This is a genomic window from Streptomyces sp. NBC_00259 (assembly GCF_036181745.1).
Classification (GTDB): Bacteria; Actinomycetota; Actinomycetes; order Streptomycetales; family Streptomycetaceae; genus Streptomyces; species Streptomyces pratisoli.
The window spans coordinates 7,372,661-7,391,296 of the sequence record NZ_CP108080.1 but is presented as its reverse complement, the minus strand read 5'-3'; the positions used below and the strand labels follow the sequence as shown (position 1 = coordinate 7,391,296).

At 71.0% G+C, this 18,636-nt stretch carries 13 protein-coding genes; 9 read left to right on the top strand and 4 right to left on the bottom strand.

Features of this window, described 5'->3' with window-relative positions:
- Positions 1-118 precede the first annotated feature (118 nt).
- Complete coding sequence (locus tag OG766_RS33075) at positions 119-1,024, top strand: AraC family transcriptional regulator (protein WP_328727019.1); 906 nt, start codon at positions 119-121, stop codon at positions 1,022-1,024.
- Positions 1,025-1,039: 15 nt separating this feature from the next.
- Here OG766_RS33075 and OG766_RS33070 read toward each other — a convergent pair whose 3' ends face one another.
- A complete protein-coding gene (locus tag OG766_RS33070; protein ID WP_423247138.1) occupies positions 1,040-2,143 on the bottom strand; it encodes a PP2C family protein-serine/threonine phosphatase in 1,104 nt (367 codons plus the stop codon).
- A 241-nt stretch (positions 2,144-2,384) separates the two neighbouring features.
- On the opposite strand from OG766_RS33070, the gene OG766_RS33065 reads away from it, so the two are divergent.
- The gene (locus tag OG766_RS33065; protein ID WP_328727565.1) at positions 2,385-3,731 is read left to right on the top strand and encodes a flavin monoamine oxidase family protein; all 1,347 of its coding nucleotides are present in this window, start codon (positions 2,385-2,387) and stop codon (positions 3,729-3,731) included.
- 61 nt (positions 3,732-3,792) lie between these two features.
- Here OG766_RS33065 and OG766_RS33060 read toward each other — a convergent pair whose 3' ends face one another.
- The 3 genes from OG766_RS33060 to OG766_RS33050 all read right to left on the bottom strand — a co-directional run bounded on the left by OG766_RS33060 (position 3,793) and on the right by OG766_RS33050 (position 7,320).
- Complete coding sequence (locus OG766_RS33060) at positions 3,793-5,514, bottom strand: acyl-CoA dehydrogenase family protein (protein WP_266385149.1); 1,722 nt, start codon at positions 5,512-5,514, stop codon at positions 3,793-3,795.
- A gap of 175 nt (positions 5,515-5,689) precedes the next feature.
- On the bottom strand, positions 5,690-6,544 hold the full coding sequence (locus tag OG766_RS33055) for an SMP-30/gluconolactonase/LRE family protein (RefSeq protein WP_266385150.1): 855 nt from the start codon (positions 6,542-6,544) through the stop codon (positions 5,690-5,692).
- Positions 6,545-6,549: 5 nt separating this feature from the next.
- On the bottom strand, positions 6,550-7,320 hold the full coding sequence (locus OG766_RS33050; protein WP_266385152.1) for an IclR family transcriptional regulator: 771 nt from the start codon (positions 7,318-7,320) through the stop codon (positions 6,550-6,552).
- Between the two features lie 206 nt (positions 7,321-7,526).
- On the opposite strand from OG766_RS33050, the gene OG766_RS33045 reads away from it, so the two are divergent.
- The 7 genes from OG766_RS33045 (at position 7,527) to OG766_RS33015 (ending at position 18,630) form a co-directional block, all read left to right on the top strand.
- Positions 7,527-8,675: a mandelate racemase/muconate lactonizing enzyme family protein gene (locus OG766_RS33045; protein WP_266385154.1), complete on the top strand. Its 1,149-nt coding sequence runs from the start codon at positions 7,527-7,529 to the stop codon at positions 8,673-8,675.
- On the top strand, positions 8,672-9,682 hold the full coding sequence (locus OG766_RS33040; protein ID WP_266385156.1) for a zinc-dependent alcohol dehydrogenase: 1,011 nt from the start codon (positions 8,672-8,674) through the stop codon (positions 9,680-9,682). Before OG766_RS33045 ends, OG766_RS33040 begins: the two co-directional genes overlap by 4 nt.
- A 118-nt stretch (positions 9,683-9,800) precedes the next feature.
- Positions 9,801-10,778 (top strand): hypothetical protein, encoded by a 978-nt coding sequence (locus OG766_RS33035; RefSeq protein WP_266385158.1) that lies wholly within the window; start codon positions 9,801-9,803, stop codon positions 10,776-10,778.
- 5 nt (positions 10,779-10,783) lie between these two features.
- Positions 10,784-11,890: a multiple monosaccharide ABC transporter substrate-binding protein gene (gene chvE, locus OG766_RS33030; protein ID WP_328727017.1), complete on the top strand. Its 1,107-nt coding sequence runs from the start codon at positions 10,784-10,786 to the stop codon at positions 11,888-11,890.
- A gap of 26 nt (positions 11,891-11,916) precedes the next feature.
- Positions 11,917-13,437: a multiple monosaccharide ABC transporter ATP-binding protein gene (mmsA, locus tag OG766_RS33025; protein WP_266388635.1), complete on the top strand. Its 1,521-nt coding sequence runs from the start codon at positions 11,917-11,919 to the stop codon at positions 13,435-13,437.
- Positions 13,438-13,442: 5 nt separating this feature from the next.
- Entirely contained in the window at positions 13,443-14,678 is a 1,236-nt protein-coding gene (gene mmsB / locus OG766_RS33020) for a multiple monosaccharide ABC transporter permease (protein WP_328727016.1), read from the top strand.
- A gap of 109 nt (positions 14,679-14,787) precedes the next feature.
- Positions 14,788-18,630, top strand: a complete 3,843-nt coding sequence (locus OG766_RS33015) for a S8 family serine peptidase (RefSeq protein WP_328727015.1) — start codon at positions 14,788-14,790, stop codon at positions 18,628-18,630.
- Positions 18,631-18,636 lie beyond the last annotated feature (6 nt).

The following is an 18,636-nucleotide window of genomic DNA, read 5'->3' as shown; positions in this document are numbered from 1 at the left end:
GGTGAATCACGGGGTGCGACGGGGGCGGCCCGGTCAGGGCCAGGTGAGGACTCCCCGGTCCTTGCACGATCCTCTCCCGTCCGGGAGCCGACGAGCGGTTGTGTGCTGCACTTGAGGCATGCACCTCGACGAGCTCCGCACCCTGCTGGTCAGGCACGCGCGGCCCGACTGGACCACGGCCATCGACGGCGTGCTCATCTCGAAGGTCGACGAGCCGAACCCGCCGTCGCCCTCGACCTCCGGAACGGTGCTGGCGCTCGTCGCCCAGGGCGCCAAGCGCCTCGCACTGGGCGAGCGGGTCTACGAGTACCGGGCCGGGCAGTATCTCGTCGCATCGGTCGACCTGCCGGTCACCGGCCACTTCACCGAGGCCAGCACCGAGCACCCGGCACTGGGCTTCGGGCTCACGCTGGACCCGTCCGACGTCGCCGAGCTGCTGCTGAGGTCCGGGCCGGGAGACGTGCCGCGCACGGGTGGCGGCGCGCTGCCCGGCATCGCCGTCAGCGACGCGCCGGACGCACTGCTCGACGCGGTGGTCCGACTGCTGCGCCTGCTCGACGAGCCCCGCGACCAGGCGGTGCTCGCCCCGCTCGTCAAACGCGAGATCCTGTGGCGGCTGATCACCGGTGAGCAGGGCGGCATCGTGCGACAGCTCGGTCTCGCCGACAGCAGCCTCAGTCATGTCGCGCGGGCGGTGCGGTGGATCCGCGACCACTACACGCAGCCGTTCCGGGTCGAGGACGTGGCACAGCGGTCGGGCATGAGCGTCTCCGCCTTCTACCGCAACTTCCAGGCGGTGACCGCCATGAGCCCCATCCAGTTCCAGAAGCAGATCCGGCTGCAGGAGGCCCGGCTGCTGCTCGCCACCCACCCCAACGACATCACGGGGGTCGGTCATCGCGTCGGCTACGACAACCCCTCCCAGTTCAGCCGGGAGTACCGCCGCCAGTTCGGCGCACCGCCCAGCCAGGACGCCGCCCGTCTGCGTCGTTCCGTGCGCACCGCCACGGCCGTCCTGCCGTAGGGGATGAACCGGACATCACAAGAGCGTGCTCCGGGACCGCACGGCGAGGGCCGCGATGTCGTCGTCGAGCCTGTCGCCGCTGAAGTGGCGCAGGTCCTGGTGCAGCCGTTCGAGCAGCTCGCGGGGCGGCATCGGGTCCTGCCTGCGCATCCAGTCCGGCAGCGGGAAGAACTCGCCCGTGCGGTCGCGGGTCTCCGTGATGCCGTCGGTGTAGAGCAGCAGCTGGTCGCCGGGGGCGAAGGCGACGGTGTCGACCCAGTAGTGGGCTCCGATGAGCGTCGCCAGATTGAGGGGCGGCGAGGCGGCGGTGGGGTTCAGTACGCGGGTCTCGCCCCGGTGGACGAGCAGTGGCGGGGGATGCCCGCAGTTGAGAAGTTTGACGTGGCCCTTGTTGCTCGGGATCTCGATGAGCAGAGCGGTGGCGAAGCGCTCCGGCAGGTCCAGGCCGGGGAACGCGGCACTGTGGCGGGCGATGCTGATCTCAAGGCGCCGGACGATGCCCCTCAGGTCGGGCTCGTCGAACGCGGCCTCCCGGAAGCAGCTGATCACCGCCGCGGCCGCGCCCACCGCCGTCAGGCCCTTGCCGCGCACGTCGCCGATGAGGAGCCGTACTCCGTAGGGTGTGTCGGCCGCCTCGTAGAAGTCTCCGCCGATCCTGGCCTGCTCCTGAGCCGCCAGATACAGCGACTCGATCTCCACGTGCGCGATACGGCGGGGCAGGGGGCGCAGCAGCACCTTCTGGGCCGTGTCGGCGACGAGCCGGATGTGGAAGAGGGCCTCCTCCCGCTGGAGCCGGACATGGCTCGCGTACGCGGCGGCCGCGGTGACGGCGACGATGGCGGCCCCGGTGTAGGCGGTCCCCAGGTCGGTGTAGACGAAGCTGAGGCCGATCATGACCAGCAGGCAGAACATCCCCAGAATGAGCGTGGGGAGCACGGGCCACATGGCGGCGGCCAGGGCGGGTGCGGCCGGCAGGAGGCGGCTGAAGGCGATCTCCTTCGGGGTGGAGAACGCCAGGCCGGCGACGACGACAGTGAGGATCACCGGTGAGAGCCGGGCAGCTTGCCACCGGGTGCCGTAGGGGGCACGGCGGCGCCGCAGCCATCCGGACATGATCACAAATGGCATCATATCGGGCGAAGCGCATATGCGTTCCGCTCGATCGAGGGGGCGGGTCTCGCGGCCCGGCGTCCGGCCCGGGCAGGTGTGAGCCGCATCGGGGTGCGGGACTGTTCCCGGTCGACCGTTCCCGGTGGGGCGCTCACTCGGACGGGCCCCGGCAGCGCACGGCCGGTCCACCCACCGGGTGCGGCGGCCCCCGGCGGGCCATGCTGCACCGAGGAGGTCGGTCGTGGAGCAGATGACAGCGGATGTGTGTGTCGTGGGCGCCGGACTCGCGGGGCTGGCGGCGGCGCGACTACTGACCGCAGCCGGACGCGAGGTCGTGGTGCTCGAAGCCCGGGACCGGGTGGGCGGGCGGGTCTGGAACCGGGAGATGCCCGACGGCACGGTGGTCTCCGCGGGCGGCACCTGGCTGGGAAAGGGCCAGGAGCGCATGTTCCAGCTGTGCCGGGAGGTCGGCCTGGACGTCTATCCGCAGTACGACGAGGGCCGGCACATCGTGCGTCTCGACGGGGTCAACCACCATTACCGGGGCACCATCCCCAAGACCGGCCCGGCGGCGCTCGCCACGCTCGGGGTGGCGTTGCTGCGCCTCAACCTCATGGCACGGCGCCTTCCGGCGGACGCCCCGTGGGAGGCGCGGCAGGCACGGGCGTGGGACGCCCGCACGCTCGGGCAGTGGCTGTCCCACCCGCTCAACGTGCCCTCCGCCACCGCCCACACCCTCCTCAGATCGACGATGAACCTGCTGTTCTGCGCCGATCCGGCGGAGGTCTCGCTGCTGGGCGCACTCGTCCTGGCGCGGGGCGGAGGCGGCTTCGGCTACTACACCGATTCCCGCAGGACGGAATCCCACCTGGTGGACGGCGGGGCCCCCGAGCTGGCCCGCCGGATGGCCGGGCAGCTGGGCGCGGCGGTGCGCCTGTCCAGCCCGGTCCGGCGGATCGGGCGGAGCGCCGCCGATGCCCGGGTCGTCTCCGACACCGTCGAGGTACGGGCACGGCGTGTCATCGTGGCCACCCCGCCCGCGCTGGCGGGACGGATCTCCTTCGACCCGCCGCTGCCCGCGGCCCACAGCCATCTGCGCCAGCGGGTGGTGCCGGGGGCGATCATCCGGGTCATCACGGCGTACCCCGAACCCTTCTGGCGGGGTCAGGGGCTGTCGGGGCAGACGCTCGCGCCCCTGTCGCCCGTCGGCATCACCATCGACCAGACTCCCCGCTCGGGACGGCCCGGCGTGCTGAGCAGCTACGCGTACGGTGCCGCGGCCGTGCGGCTCGGCCGCCTGGATCCCGGGCAGCGGCGGGAGCTGTGGCTGCGCGCGCTCACCGACCGCTTCGGCCCGCAGGCGCGCCGGCCCTCCGCATACCTGGAGACCGACTGGTCCGACCAGCCCTGGTCGCTGGGCGGGATGGTCGCCCATTTCCCGCCCGGCGCCCTGACGAGCTACGGCAGCGCGCTGCGCGAACCGGCGGGAAGGATCCACTGGGCCGGTACGGAGTCGGCGACGCTCATGCACGGGCTGATGGAGGGAGCGGTCCGCTCGGGCGAGCGAGCGGCCCACGAAGTCCTCGCCGCCGACTGACCGCGTACCGCGGTGCCGCGGTACGCGGTCAGGGCGGGCGGACGACGGGGCCGCCGCGCTGCTACGGCGCCATCTCGTACGCCCCCGACAGCGCCTCGACGCGCTCCCACACCCGGGCCGAACGGTCCTCGTCGACGACCGGACGCCGGATGGCCGCCAGGGCCCAGCGCTGCTGGTCACCGGTGGCCGAGTCCTTGCCGTGCAGCTCGACGGCGTGCTCGGAGAAGTCACGTACGAGCACGGTGAACAGCTCGTCCAGCACGTCCTCGTCCGAGCCGGTCAGGTGCGCCTGCTCCAGGATCAGCTGACCGTGGACGACGAGCGCGAACAGCTGGCCGACGGCGAGGAGGAGGTCCAGGTCGCGGCTCTGCTCCTCGTCCGGGGCGGCGGTGGTGACGAACGCGCACAGGGCGTCGGCCTGTTCCCGGAACCGGGCGACGTTGGGCACGTGCGCGTACGCGTCGTAGGCGGTGCGCCAGTCGTGGAAGCGTACGGAACCCAGCCCGCGGGCCGGTCCCTGCCGGAAGAGGAACGCGTCGTCGGCCGCGTCCAGCCGGGTCGGGACCGGCGCGTACTCGGCGGGGTCCAGCAGGTGGTTGCGCATGAACTTGAGGATCAGCGCGAGATTGACGTGGACGGTGCCCTCCAGCTTGGGCAGCCCACGGATCTCGGTGGCGGCCTGGGCGAAGTAGGTGTCCTTCTCGAAGCCCTTGGCGGCGATGACGTCCCACATCAGGTCGATGACCTTCTCGCCCTCCGTGGTCACCTTCATCTTCGTCATCGGGTTGAACAGCAGATAGCGGCGGTCGTCGGGTCCCGCGGAGCGGAAGTAGTCCACGGCGCGGTCGCTGAACAGCTTCATCCCGACGAGACGGACGTACGCGTCGGTCAGCTCACGGCGCACATGCGGGAAGGCGGTGACGGGGCGGCCGTAGAGGATCCGGTTGTGCGCGTGGGTCACGGCCTCGTACATCGCGTGCTCGCAGATGCCGATGGAGGCGGTGCAGAGGTTGAACTTGCCGACATTGACGGTGTTGAGGGCGGCGTCGAAGGCGGCGCGGCCGGTGTGCAGCACGTCCTCGGGGCCGACGGGGTAGTCGTCGAGGCGGAACTCGCTGACGTACTTGGAGGAGTCGACGACGTTCTTCACGAGGTGGTACGCCGGGTGCCGGCTGTCGGCGGCGAAGAAGACGTACCCGTCCGGGCCCTCGACGTCGGTGCGGCGGCCGAAGACGGAGACGAGGCCCGCGGCGTTGCCGTTGCCGATGTAGTACTTGGAGCCGCGGGCACGGAAGCCGCCCCGGCCGTCGGGCTCCAGCAGCATGTCGGTGGAGTAGATGTCGGCGCCGTGGGCCTTCTCGGACAGGCCGAAGGCGAACACCTCGCCCTGCGCGAGGAGTTCCGCCGCGTGGCGGCGGACCTCGGCGTTCTCGCTCTGCCAGACGGGGCCGAGACCGAGGACGGTGACCTGCCACGCGTACCAGTAGTCGAGCCCGTAGAAGCCGAAGATCTCGTTGAGGGCGGCGATGCGGGCGGTGTCCCACCGCTTGTCCGCGTTCCCCTCGGCGGCGGAGGCCGGGGTGAGGAAGGTCGCGAACAGCCCCTCCTTGGCGGAGAAGGCCAGGAAGTCCGCGAGCCAGGCACGGGAGCGGTAGTCCTCGATCAGCCTGCGCTTGCCGCGGTCCTCGAACCAGTCGACGGTGGCACGCAGCAGCCTGCGGGTCTCGGGGTCGAAGTGCTCCGGGTCGTAGGTGCGCGGGTTGAAAAGCAGCTGGTCGGCCACGAGGGGTCCGCCTTTCCGGCTCGGCGTCGAGGGCTGGGCGCCAGGACCAGATCTTTCTATGCAACTCGTTGCACAGACAAGTCGTGCCCCTGGGTGAGATACGACTCACCCGCGCGAAACGGACGGAGCCGCCGGACGGAGGGAGCGGAGCGGAGCACGTGTCCGTGCGCCGCGCTCAGCCGGCGAAGGGCCTACCGGGCTGCCCCTGGCCCGCGGCGGGCAGGACCAGCAGCGAGCCGGAGAGCGGATGCGGCCGGGCCAGGCCGGTGCGGGCCGTGGTGACGTAGAGGTCGCGCAGCTCCGGGCCGCCGAAGGCACAGGCGGTGGGGCGCCGTACGGGCAGTTCGACGACGCGGTCGAGTGCGCCGTCCGGTGTGTAGCGGCGGATCGCCGCCCCGTCCCACAGGGCGACCCAGACGCAGCCGTCGGCGTCGACGGCCAGCCCGTCGGGGAATCCGGCGCCGCTCTCGATGCGGGCGAACTCCCGTCGGTTCAGGGCGCGTCCGCCGTCGTGGTCCAGGACGTCGATCCGGCGGGTGGGACTGTCGATGTAGTACATCAGCCGGCCGTCGGGACTCCAGCCCGTGCCGTTGCTGACGGCGACGTCCGCGAGCTGCCTCGTGACCGTGCCGTCCGGTGCGACACGGGTGAGGCTTCCGCCGCCCGGGCGTTCGTCGTAGCGCATGGTGCCGGCCCAGAGCGATCCGTCCGGGGCGACGGCGGCATCGTTGCCGCGGCGGCCGGGCAGCGGATCGTGGACCAGCCAGCGGAAGGGCTCGCCGTCGGGGCCGTAGAGCCCGACGCCGTCCCTGAGGTTGACCACCAGGCCGCCGCCGGCGCGCGGCTTCGCGGCGCCGACGTGCTGCTCGGCGGTCATGACCGTGCGGCGGCCGTTCGACGGGGCGTAGGTGTGGATGCGTGAGGAGAGGATGTCGACCCAGATGATCCGGCCGGTCGCCGGGTCCCAGGTGGGGCCCTCGCCCAGGGACGCCCGCTCCCGCACCGCGACCTCGTATCTCATCGGCCTCATCGGGCTCATCGGGCGCTCCGGTGGCCGAGGCGCGCCGACAGGTCGGCGGCGCCCTTGGCGGCCAGCTCGGCCAGCTCGCACTCGCGCGCGTCGCTCCAGCGGATCATCGGTACGGAGATGGAGAGCGCGGCGACGACACGTCCGGCCCTGTCGCGTACGGGAGCGGCCACACAGCTGACGTCCGGGTTGGACTCCTGGTGCTCGACGGCGATGCCGCGGGCCCGGATGCCGGCGAGGGCTTCGCGCAGCACGTCCGGGTCGGTGATGCTGTTGGGGGTCATCGCGGTGAACTCCCGGCCCGCGAACCGGCTTTCGAGCTCGGGCTCGGGCAGGCTCGCGAGCAGCATCTTGCCGACCGAGGTGCAGTGCGCGGGCAGTCTCCGGCCCGCCGCCGAGACCATGCGCACGGCGTGCGTGGAGTCGACCTTGGCGATGTAGATGACGTCGGTGTCCTCGAGGACGGCGACATGGACGGTCTCGCCGCAGGTGTCGGCGATCTCCCGGGCGACCTGCTGTCCCTCGGCGGCGAGATCGAGCTGTTCCGCGTACCGGCTGCCGAGCTGGTAGGTGCGGACGCCGAGGCGGTAGCGGCCGGGCTGTTCGGGAACGGGCACCACGTAGGAGCGGGCGGCGAGGGTGGTCAGCAGCTCGTGCACGGTCGTGCGCGGCAGCTGGAGCCTGCGGATGACGTCCGGCGCGGAGAGCGTGCCGTCGCCTTCGAGGAACAGCTCGAGGATGTCCAGCGCTCTGGTCACCGCCGGTACCAGTCGTCCCATGGTCGGCCTCCGTCCCGCTTGTTCGAAACCCCGACCAGCGGCCGGTATCGCGAACACAGGGTACGCACAGCTTTGTTCGACGGGCAACGGCCCGGGCTCGAGCACCTTCTGCGTGAACCATTGACACCCCTCCGCCTGCCTGAATACGGTCGCGCCACGATTTCGAACGTGTGACGAAATTTCGAACAACCCGAGGGGCAACTGCCTTGCGTATCACGGGAATCAGCACGCACGTCGTCGGGACTCCCTGGCGAAACCTCACCTACGTCCTCGTCCATACCGACGAGGGCCTCACCGGGGTCGGCGAGACCCGCATGCTCGGTCACACCGACGCACTCGTCGGCTATCTCCGCGAGGCCGAGGCCAACCACATCGCCGGCTCCGACCCGTTCGCGGTCGAGGATCTCGTGCGCCGCATGAAGTACGGCGACTACGGACGCGCCGGCGAGATCGTGATGTCCGGCATCGCGGTCGTGGAGATGGCCTGCTGGGACATCAAGGGCAAGGCGCTGGGCGTACCGGTGTGGCAGCTGCTCGGCGGCAGGGTCACGGACCGTGTGAAGGCGTACGCGAACGGCTGGTACACCACCGAGCGGACCCCGGAGGCGTACCACAAGGCCGCCCAGGAGGTCGTCGCCCGCGGCTACCGGGCGCTGAAGATCGACCCGTTCGGAACCGGTCACTTCGAGCTCGACCACGAACAGTCCCGGTACGCCGTGTCGTTGATCGAGGCGGTCCGTGACGCCATCGGCCCGGAGACCGAGCTGATGCTGGAGATGCACGGCCGCTTCTCACCCGCGACGGCCGTGCGGCTGGCGCGCGAGCTGGCCCCGTTCCGGCCGGCGTGGCTCGAGGAGCCGGTGCCGCCGGAGAATCTGAAGGCGCTGGAGAAGGTCGCCGCCAAGGTCGACATGCCGATCGCGACCGGCGAGCGCGTCCACGACCGGATCGAGTTCCGTGAGCTGTTCGAGTCGCAGGCCGCCGACATCATCCAGCCCGACGTCGGCCACATCGGCGGCATCCTGGAGGCGCGCAAGCTCGCCGCGACCGCCGAGACGCACTACGTGCTCGTCGCCCCGCACAACGTCGGCGGGTCGGTCCTGACCGCCGCCTCCCTCCAACTCGCCGCCTGCACCCCGAACTTCAAGATCCTGGAGCACTTCAACGACTTCGCGGACGCGGAGATCAAGAAGGTGGTGCGCGGAGCGCCCCAGGTCGTGGACGGCTACTTCGAGGTCTCCCACGCGCCCGGCCTCGGCGTCGAGTTCGACGAGGCCGCCGCGGCCGAGTTCCCCCAGCAGCGGGCGCGCTTCGACCTGTGGGCCGACGGCTGGGAGAAGAGGGCGCCGAAGTGAGCCGCGCGATCGTCGTCGACGAGCCGGGCGTGTTCCGGCTCGTCCGGCGCGAGACGCAGGAACCGGGGCGGGGCGAGGTGCGGATCCGGGTCGCCGCCGCCGGGATCTGCATGAGCGACCGCGAGGTGTACCAGGGCCATCGCGACGCGGACTACGTCCGCTACCCGGTCGTGCCCGGCCATGAGTGGTCCGGCACGGTCGAGGCGGTGGGCGAGGGGGTCGATCCGGCCCTGGCCGGGCGGAAGACGGTCGCCGAGGGATTCCGCGCGTGCGGTGTCTGCGAGCGGTGCCGCGAGGGCGACACCAATCTCTGCACGCGCGGATACGACGAGACCGGCTTCACCCTGCCCGGTGCCTTCGCCGACCATCTCACCGTTCCCGCCCGGCTGTTGCACCCGCTCCCCGACGACGCGGACCTGCGGGCCGCCGCCCTGCTGGAGCCGGCCGCGGTGATCGCCGCGGCGGTACGGGCAGGGGCATCACGTCCCGGGGAGCGGATCGCGGTCGTCGGGGCGGGAACGCTGGGCCTGCTCGCCGTGCAGCTCCTCGCCGCGCACTCCCCCGCCGTGCTGACCGCGATCGACCCACGGGAGTCCCGCGCCCAACAGGCGCTGAGCTTCGGGGCGGACGAGGCCCGCGCCCCCGAGGAGGCCGTGGCACACGCCGGACGGTACGACCTGGTCGTGGAGACCGCGGGCGCGCCGACCACCGCACAGGACGCGTGCCTGCTCGCCCGCCGGGGCGGACGGGTCGTCCTGACCGGGATGTTCGCGCCGGGGGCGGCGGGGATCGATCCCGTCCGGCTCTCGCTGAGCCAGCTCACGGTACGGAGCGTCTTCGGTGCGTCGTCGTCCGCCTGGGCCGACGCCGTACGTGCCTTCGGTATCGGACTGCTGGATCCGGCTCCGCTGATCACGCACGAGTATCCGCTGGAGCGGTTCGGCGAGGCCATCGCCCTCGTCGGCAGCGGAGACCCGAAGGCGGGGAAGGTGCTCCTGCGCCCGTAGGAAGGTGCCCCTGCGCCCCTGGGGCCTGTCCGCGCGGCCGTGGCGGCCTCCGACGACTCCGTACCGCCGTCCGCCCCACGATCCGCACCATGTCCGAGATATCGAACATAGGAGTCCCGTGACCGCCCCCTCCCTCACCCCGCGCCGCCCCGGCGCCGACGCGCTCGCCCGGATCGGCCATCCCGCGCCGGACAACGACCCCGCCGACACCTCACCCCACGCCTTCCCCGACGGCGGCACCTGGCGCACCGAAATCCCGTCCGTGGAGGGGCCCGAGGCGCTGGCCGTCGTCCTCGAGGAGAGCGCCCGCCACGACCTGCCGGTGCACCGCGTCAGTCAGGGCAGCGGGGTCTGGATGCTCACCGACGCCGAGATCACGGAGATGGTGGGTGCCTGCGCCGAACGCGGCATCGAGCTCTGCCTGTTCACCGGCCCGCGCGGCACCTGGGACATCGGCGCCGCGACCCGTACCGACTCGGGCGGCGCGGGGTTGCGCTCCCGTGGCCATGACGCACTCGCCGGCTGTGTCGAGGACGCCCTGCGCGCCGCGGAACTGGGCGTGCGCTGCCTGCTCGTCGCCGACGAGGGCGTGTTGTGGACGCTGCACCGGCTGCGGGTCTCGGGCGTTCTGCCGGCCGACACCACCTTCAAGGTGTCGGCGCTGATCGGCCCGGTCAATCCCGCCTCGTACGCCGTCCACGAACGGCTCGGCGCCGACTCCCTCAACATCCCCTCCGACCTGACCCTCGGCCATCTCACCGAGATCCGCCGGGTCAGCCGCGCCCCCATGGACCTCTATGTCGAGGCGCCCGACGACCTCGGCGGCTACGTCCGGATGTACGAGGCGGCCGAGCTGATCCGGCGCGGCGCACCGATCTACCTGAAGTTCGGCCTGTCCCGCTCCCCCGGCATCTACCCGTACGGGGCCCAGCTGCGCGACACGGCGCTGGCCACCGCCCGGGAGAGGGTGCGGCGCGGGCGGCTCGTCCTCGATCTGCTGGCCCGGCACGGCGCCGACGGCGGGATGTCCCCGCTCGGCTCCCGTCTGCCCGGCGAGCTCCACCGATTCCCCGTCACCCTCCCCGAGAAGGACTGAACGCCATGCGTACGTACCGAGCCGCGACCACCGCCCTCACCGCCTCCGTTCTCGTCCTCGCCCTCGCCGGCTGCGGGCAGAGCGGCACGGGCGGCAGCAAGCAGGAGAAGTCCGCCGAGGACTCCACGATCGGCATCGCCATGCCGACCAAGTCGTCCGAGCGGTGGATAGCGGACGGCAGGAACATGGTCGAGCAGTTCGAGAAGCTCGGCTACAAGACGGATCTGCAGTACGGCGAGGACGACGTCGACCAGCAGGTCTCGCAGATCGAAAACATGATCACCAAGGGTGTGGACGTGCTCGTGGTCGCGGCGATCGACGGCCGGGCGCTGTCCGACGTCCTGCGCCAGGCCGCAGACCAGGGCGTGAAGGTGATCTCCTACGACCGGCTCATCCTCGGCTCGCCGAACGTCGACTACTACGCCTCCTTCGACAACGAGAAGGTCGGCGTCCTCCAGGCCACGTACATCGTCGACAAGCTCGGGCTGAAGGACGGTGCCAAGAAGGGGCCGTTCACCATCGAGCTGTTCGCCGGCTCGCCCGACGACAACAACACCCGCTACTTCTTCCAGGGCGCGTGGAAGACCCTCAAGCCGTACATCGACAGCAAGCAGCTCGTCGTGAGGAGCGGCCAGACGAAACTGGAGCAGATCACCACCCTGCGCTGGGACGGCGGCACCGCCCAGAAGCGCATGGACGACCTGCTGACGAAGGCGTACGGCTCCGATTCCGTGGACGCCGTCCTCTCCCCCTACGACGGCATCTCGATCGGGATCCTGTCCGCGCTGAAGTCGGACGGGTACGGCACGGCCGCCAAGCCCTACCCCGTGGTCACCGGCCAGGACGCCGAGGTCGCGTCCGTGAAGTCGATCATCGCGGGGCAGCAGACGCAGACCGTGTACAAGGACACCCGGGCCCTGGCCAAGCAGGCCGTGCAGATGGCCGACGCCGTCCTGGGCGGCAAGAAGCCCGAGGTCAACGACACCACGACCTACAACAACGAGGTCAAGGTCGTGCCGTCCTTCCTCCTGGACCCGGTCAGCGTCGACAAGTCCAACTACCGGTCCGTCCTGGTCGACTCGGGCTACATCAAGGCGAGTGACCTGACGTGACCGCACCAGCCGCACCCGTCCTGGAGATGCGCTCGATCGTCAAGACCTTCCCCGGGGTCCGGGCACTCTCCGACGTCACCCTCACCGTCGCCGAGGGCGAGGTCCACGCCGTCTGCGGGGAGAACGGCGCGGGCAAGTCGACACTGATGAAGGTCCTCAGCGGTGTGCATCCGCACGGCAGTTACGAGGGCGAGATCCGCTTCCGGGGCGAGGCGTGTGCCTTCAAGGACATCCGCGCGAGCGAGCGGCGCGGAATCGTCATCATCCACCAGGAACTCGCCCTGGTCCCCTATCTGTCGATCGCCGAGAACATCTTCCTCGGCAACGAGCACGCACGGCGCGGGGTGATCAGCTGGAACGAGACGCTGAAGCACGCGGCGGCGCTGCTCAAGCGGGTCGGACTGAACGAGCATCCGCAGACGCGGGTCGCCGACATCGGCGTCGGCAAACAGCAGCTCGTGGAGATCGCGAAGGCGCTCTCGAAGGAGGTGAAGCTGCTGATCCTCGACGAGCCGACCGCCGCGCTCAACGACGGGGACTCGGCGAAACTCCTCGGTCTCATCCTGGAGCTGAAGCAGCAGGGCATCACCTCGATCATCATCTCGCACAAGCTCAACGAGATCGCGCGGGTCGCGGACTCCGTGACGATCCTCCGGGACGGCCGCACCGTCGAGACCCTGGACGTGCGCGCCGACTCGACGACCGAGGACCGGATCATCCGAGGCATGGTCGGGCGCGATCTCGACCACCGCTTCCCCGAGCGGACCCCGTACGAGGGGGACACCGGGGCGCATCCGGCGCTCGAGGTCCGCGACTGGACCGTGCACCATCCCATCGACCAGCAGCGCAAGGTCGTCGACGGTGTCTCGGTCCAGGTCCGGCGGGGCGAGATCGTCGGTATCGCGGGACTGATGGGCGCGGGCCGCACCGAACTCGCGATGAGCGTCTTCGGACGCTCCTACGGACGGGGCGTCAGCGGCACCGTCCTCAAGGACGGCCGGGAGATCCGTACCCGGACCGTCCCCGAGGCGGTCGGACACGGCATCGCGTACGTCACCGAGGACCGCAAGCACTACGGCCTCAACCTCATCGACACCATCGGCCGGAACATCACCATGAGCGCGCTGCCCAAGGTGTCCCGGCGCGGTGTCGTCGACGAGCACGAGGAGACCCGGGTCGCCGAGTCGTACCGCCGCACCATGAACATCAAGGCTCCGACCGTCTTCGAGCAGGTCGGCCGGCTCTCCGGTGGCAATCAGCAGAAGGTCGTCCTCAGCAAATGGATCTTCGCGGGTCCCGATGTGCTGATCCTCGACGAGCCGACGCGCGGCATCGACGTCGGGGCGAAGTACGAGATCTACACGGTCATCGACCGGCTCGCCGCCGAGGGCAAGGCCGTCGTCTTCATCTCCTCCGAACTGCCCGAGCTGCTCGGGATGTGCGATCGCATCTACACCATGGCCGCCGGCCGCCTCACCGGGGAGATCCCCCGGGCCGAGGCCACCCAGGAAGTGCTGATGCGCCATATGACCATGGACAAGAGGTAACAGAAATGGGCCCGGTCACCACCGAGACTCCGCACGGCGCACCCCCTTCCGACGCACCGGGAAGGACCGCGATCGCCGGCCTGCTGCTGGACGCGATGCGCCGCAACATGCGCCAGTACGGCATGCTCATCGCGCTCGCGCTGATCGTCGCGCTCTTCGCGATCTGGACCGACGGCGTGCTGCTCCAGCCGAACAACGTCACCAATCTGGTGCTCCAGAACAGCTACATCCTGGTCCTCGCCATCGGCATGATGATCGTCATCATCTCCGGTCACATCGATCTGTCGGTCGGCTCGCTGGCGGCATTCGTCTCGGCCGCGTGCGCGGTGATGATGGTCGAGCACGACGTCCCGTGGGTGCTCGCCCTGGTGATCGCGCTCGCGATCGGGGCGGCCGCCGGCGCCTGGCAGGGGTTCTGGATCGCGTACGTCGGCATCCCGTCGTTCATCGTGACGCTGGCGGGGATGCTGCTCTTCAGGGGCGGTACGCAGATCCTGCTCGGGTCACGCTCCCTCGGCCCCTTCCCCGAGGGCTTCCAGGAGATCTCCACGGGCTATCTCCCGGAGGTCGGTCCGCAGACCAACTACCACAATCTGACACTGCTGCTCGGGCTGGTGCTGATCGTCTTCGCCGTGGCACAGGAGGTACGCGACCGCCGACGGCAGCAGAGCTACGAACTCGACGTCCTGCCACGCTCGCTGTTCCTCACCAAATGCGTGGCGATGGCCGCCGCCGTCCTCGCCTTCACGCTCACCCTCGCCAGCTACCGGGGCGTGCCCGTGGTCCTGCTGCTGCTGGCCGCGCTGCTCATCGGCTTCGGTTTCGTGATGCGCAACGCGGTCGTGGGCCGCCATGTCTACGCGCTCGGCGGCAACCAGGCCGCGGCGAAGCTCTCCGGTGTCAAGGACAGGCGGGTCACCTTCCTCGTCTTCATGAACATGGGCATGCTCGCCGCCCTGGCCGGAGTCGTGTACGCGGCCCGGCTGAACGCCGGCGTCCCGCAGGCGGGCGTGAACTTCGAACTCGAAGCCATCGCCGCGGCGTTCATCGGCGGCGCCTCGATGAGCGGCGGGGTCGGCACCGTGCTGGGCGCGGTCATCGGTGGGCTGGTGCTGGGCGTGCTGAACAACGGCATGTCGCTGGTCGGCGTCGGCACGGACTACCAGCAGGTGATCAAGGGACTGGTGCTGCTGGCGGCGGTCGGCTTCGACGTGTGGAACAAGCGCAGGGTCGGTTCGTAGGCACCACTGCCGGGCCGGGCCCGGCGACATGGCGTAAAGGTGACTTGGCGCGGGGTGGACAGGCACCAGTGGCTGACTGGCCGCTTCCGCGCCGCCACTCTTTCCGTCCATGAGATCAACGAACAGATGGTTGCGGCTCGCCACGAGCTCGCCGCACCACCGCTCGGTGGCGATCGCAGCCCTCACGGCCGTCCTGGTGGGCATGGCCGCACCCGGTGCCGCGCAGCAGCCCCGACCGGGCCGTGCCGCGCCGTCGGGAGACCCGCGTCCCTCCGTCCACACGGTCACGCTGATCACCGGGGACCGTGTCACGGTCAGCCGCTACGCGGACGGCCGCCAAGTGGCCAGTGTCCTTCCGGCACATGGCCGGGAAAGCGGGGGCTTCAGCACCCGTGAGGTCGACGGGCGGATCCATGTCACCCCGGTGAACGCCGTCCCGTACCTGTCCTCCGGGCAGCTGGACGCCGCACTCTTCGACGTCACCGGCCTGATCGAGCAGGGCTACGACGACTCCCACGCCAAGCAGCTGCCGCTGCTGCTGCGTTACGGCGCGTCGGCCCGGCTCTCCGCGCAGAAGGCGCCGGCCGGGGTGGAACGCCGGCGGGTGCTCGACAGCGTCGACGGTGTCGCGGTCGACGCGGCGAAGGGTGAACTCGACGACTTCTGGAAGGCCGTCAGGGGCACACCCGACAAGGACGCGCAGGCCGTGGGCGCGCGTGGCGCGCAGAAGGCCCGTACCGCCTCGGCCGCGCCCCGGCTGGCCGGCGCCCTGGAGAAGATCTGGCTCGACCGCAAGGTGAAGGTCTCGCTCGACCGCAGCGTGGCGCAGGTGGGTGCCCCCGAGGTCTGGAAGACCGGCGTGACCGGCAAGGGCGTCAAGGTCGCCGTTCTGGACACGGGCATCGACGCCGCCCATCCCGACCTCGCGGGCCGGGTGGGCGAGACACGCAACTTCAGCGCGAGTGACAGCACGCGTGACCTCGTCGGTCACGGCACCCATGTGGCGGCGACGATCGCCGGTTCGGGCGCCGGGGCGAACGGCACCCGCAAGGGTGTCGCGCCCGATGCCGAGCTGGTGGTCGGCAAGGTGCTGGACGACACCGGTTCGGGCTCGTACTCCGACGTCCTGGCCGGCATGGAGTGGGCGGCCCGTTCGGGCGCCCGCGTGGTCAACATGAGCCTCGGCGGCCCGGCGTCCGACGACGATCCGCTGGTCACGGCCGTGGAGGCGCTGACCAAGGAGACCGGCGCGCTGTTCGTCGTCGCGGCGGGCAACGAGGGCCCGGGGACGCAGACGGTCGGCTCGCCCGGCACGGCCCCGAGCGCCCTGACCGTGGGCGCCGTCGACCGTGACGACTCGCTCGCCGAGTTCTCCAGCCGCGGCCCCGTCGGCGCGGCCGACGCGGTCAAGCCCGACCTGACGGCGCCGGGTGTCGGCATCGTCGCGGCGCGGGCGGCGGGCACGCTCATGGGCAGTCCGGAGAGCGACCTCTACACCGCCGCGTCGGGAACGTCGATGGCGACCCCGCATGTCGCCGGTGCGGCCGCGCTGCTGGCGCAGCGCCACCCGGCCTGGACGCCGGAGGCCATCAAGAACGCGCTCGTGGGTTCGTCGAAGACGGTCGCGGGTCAGGGCGTGGACGAGCAGGGCGGCGGCCGGCTGGACGTGGCCGGGGCCTTCGGCCGCGGTGTCGTCGCCACCGGCACGGTGAACCTCGGCATGCAGGAGCCCGACGGCGCCGGTGTGACGCAGGACGTCTCGTACACGAACGTCTCGGAGCGGCCGGTGCGGCTGGCGCTGTCGCTGCAGGTCAAGGACCACGACGGTACGGCCGCGCCGACGGGCGCCTTCACGGCGGGCTCGTCGTCGGTCACCGTCGCCCCGGGCGAGACCGTGCGGGTGCCGGTGACCGCTCGCGCCGCCGGAGTGCCGCTGGGCCGCTACTCCGGCTATCTGACGGCGACCCCGGACGACGGCACGGCCGCCGTGCACACGGCTGTCTCGCTGACGGTCAGGGGCGCGATGCGGAAGCTGACACTGCGGTTCATCGACCGCGAAGGCCGCCCCGGGGTGGTGCCGGTCCTCGAGATGTACGGTTCCGACCACCGCTACGACCTGTTCGCGTTCACCAGGGACGGAACGGTCGAGGTGACGCTCCCGGCGGACACCTACTTCCTCAAGGCGCTGGTGCCGGGCGACACGGTCAAGGGCTGGAACCTCACCCAGGTGCTGCGGCCCGAGCTGACGCTCGACCGGGACATGGAGGTCGTCCTCGACGCCCGTACGGCGAAGCCGATCGAGGTCCGTACGCCCAAGGCGTCCGAACAGCAGGGAATGATCCACTTCGGGGCGTACCGGGCCGTCGGCATCCGGAAGATCGCCAGCACGACGGTGGAGTTCGATTCGATCCGTACGGTGTTCGCCACTCCGACCGCAAAGACCGCGAAGGGGACCTTCGAGTTCTACTCCCGGTGGCGCATGGTCGCGCCCCGGCTGATGGCCCGGGTCCAGGGCAGCGGGGCTCCCGAGCTGAACCCGGTGCTGTTCAACTACTCGCCCGGTGTGGACGGCACCCGCAGGCTGCCGGTCGTCCTCGTGGAGCCCGAGTCGCTGCCGGGGAAGAACCTGCGCGGCAAGGCGGTCCTGATGCGCACCAACGGCGCGTTCCCCGACCAGGTGGCGGCCGTGGCGAGGACCGGGGCCGCGGCTCTGATGATCATCAACGAGTTCCCGGGGCCGGTGTGGCAGCCGTGGACCCCGACGGGCGAGCGTGACCCGCTCATCACCATGCACGTCCCGCAGGAGCAGGGCGAGGCCCTCGCGGCATGGCTGAAGCGGCAGGGACACCGGGAGACGACGCTGGAGCTGTCGGGAACGTCCGCCAGCCCGCACCTCTACGACCTCGCGCTCATCGAGAAGGAAGCGGTGCGGTCCCGGCTCTCCTACCAGGTGAGCGACACCGCGACGGCGACGGTCGAGGCCCGCTACCACCGGCCCGGAGCCGAGGGCTGGACCGGCGAGCAGCGTTTCGCGTGGCGTCCCTGGCAGGGCACGTCGTTCGTGATGGAGACCCAGTCCTCCGTGAAGCTGCCGTCCGCCCGGACGGAGACGGTCAGCGCGGGCGACACCGTGTGGCTGGAGAGGGTCACCCACAAGTCCCCGTGGAACCTGTGGGGTTCCCTCGGCGGCGGGATGACGGGCGGGCTGCACCAGTACGCGGCCGGTCAGCGGCTGCGCGAGGACTGGTACGGCGCGGTGGTCCGGCCGGCGGCACCGGCCGGGAACCCGGCCTTCCGCTCGGTGCGTGCGGCCGACACCTTCGACCTGCGGCTCGCGGAGTTCGCCGACGGCGACGGGCACTACGCCTTCGCCGGTGACGACGAGACCGACAAGGTGCGCACCCGGCTCTACCGCGACGGCACCCAGCTCGCGGACCAGGTCTGGCCGTGGGGCGCCTTCCCGGCCGGGTCGGACAAGGGCTCCTACCGGCTGCGGCTGGAGACCTCCCGCACCTCACCCTCCTGGGCGTACTCGACGCGGACCGACACCTCGTGGTCGTTCCGGTCGACGCCGCCCGCGGCGGGCGAGCGGGAGCTGATGCCGCTGGTGATGCTCGACTACGACGTGCCGGTCGACGTCCGCAACGAGATCGACGGCTCGTCGTCGGCGAAGTTCCGGGTGACGGCGCGTCATCAGGACGGCTGGACGGGCGCGCGCATCGCGGGCATGCGCGTCTGGGCGTCGACGGACGACGGCGCGCACTGGGTCCAGGTGCCGGTCTCGAAGAGCGGGAACGGGAACGGGAGCGGGAGCGGGAGCGGGACGTACGACGTGCGGCTGGACCGTTCCGTGCTCCGCCACGCGGACTCCGTCTCCCTGCGCGTCAAGGCCTGGGACGGCAGCGGCAACGACGTCGACCAGACGGTGGTCCGCGCGTTCGGCGTGCGGTAGCCGAAA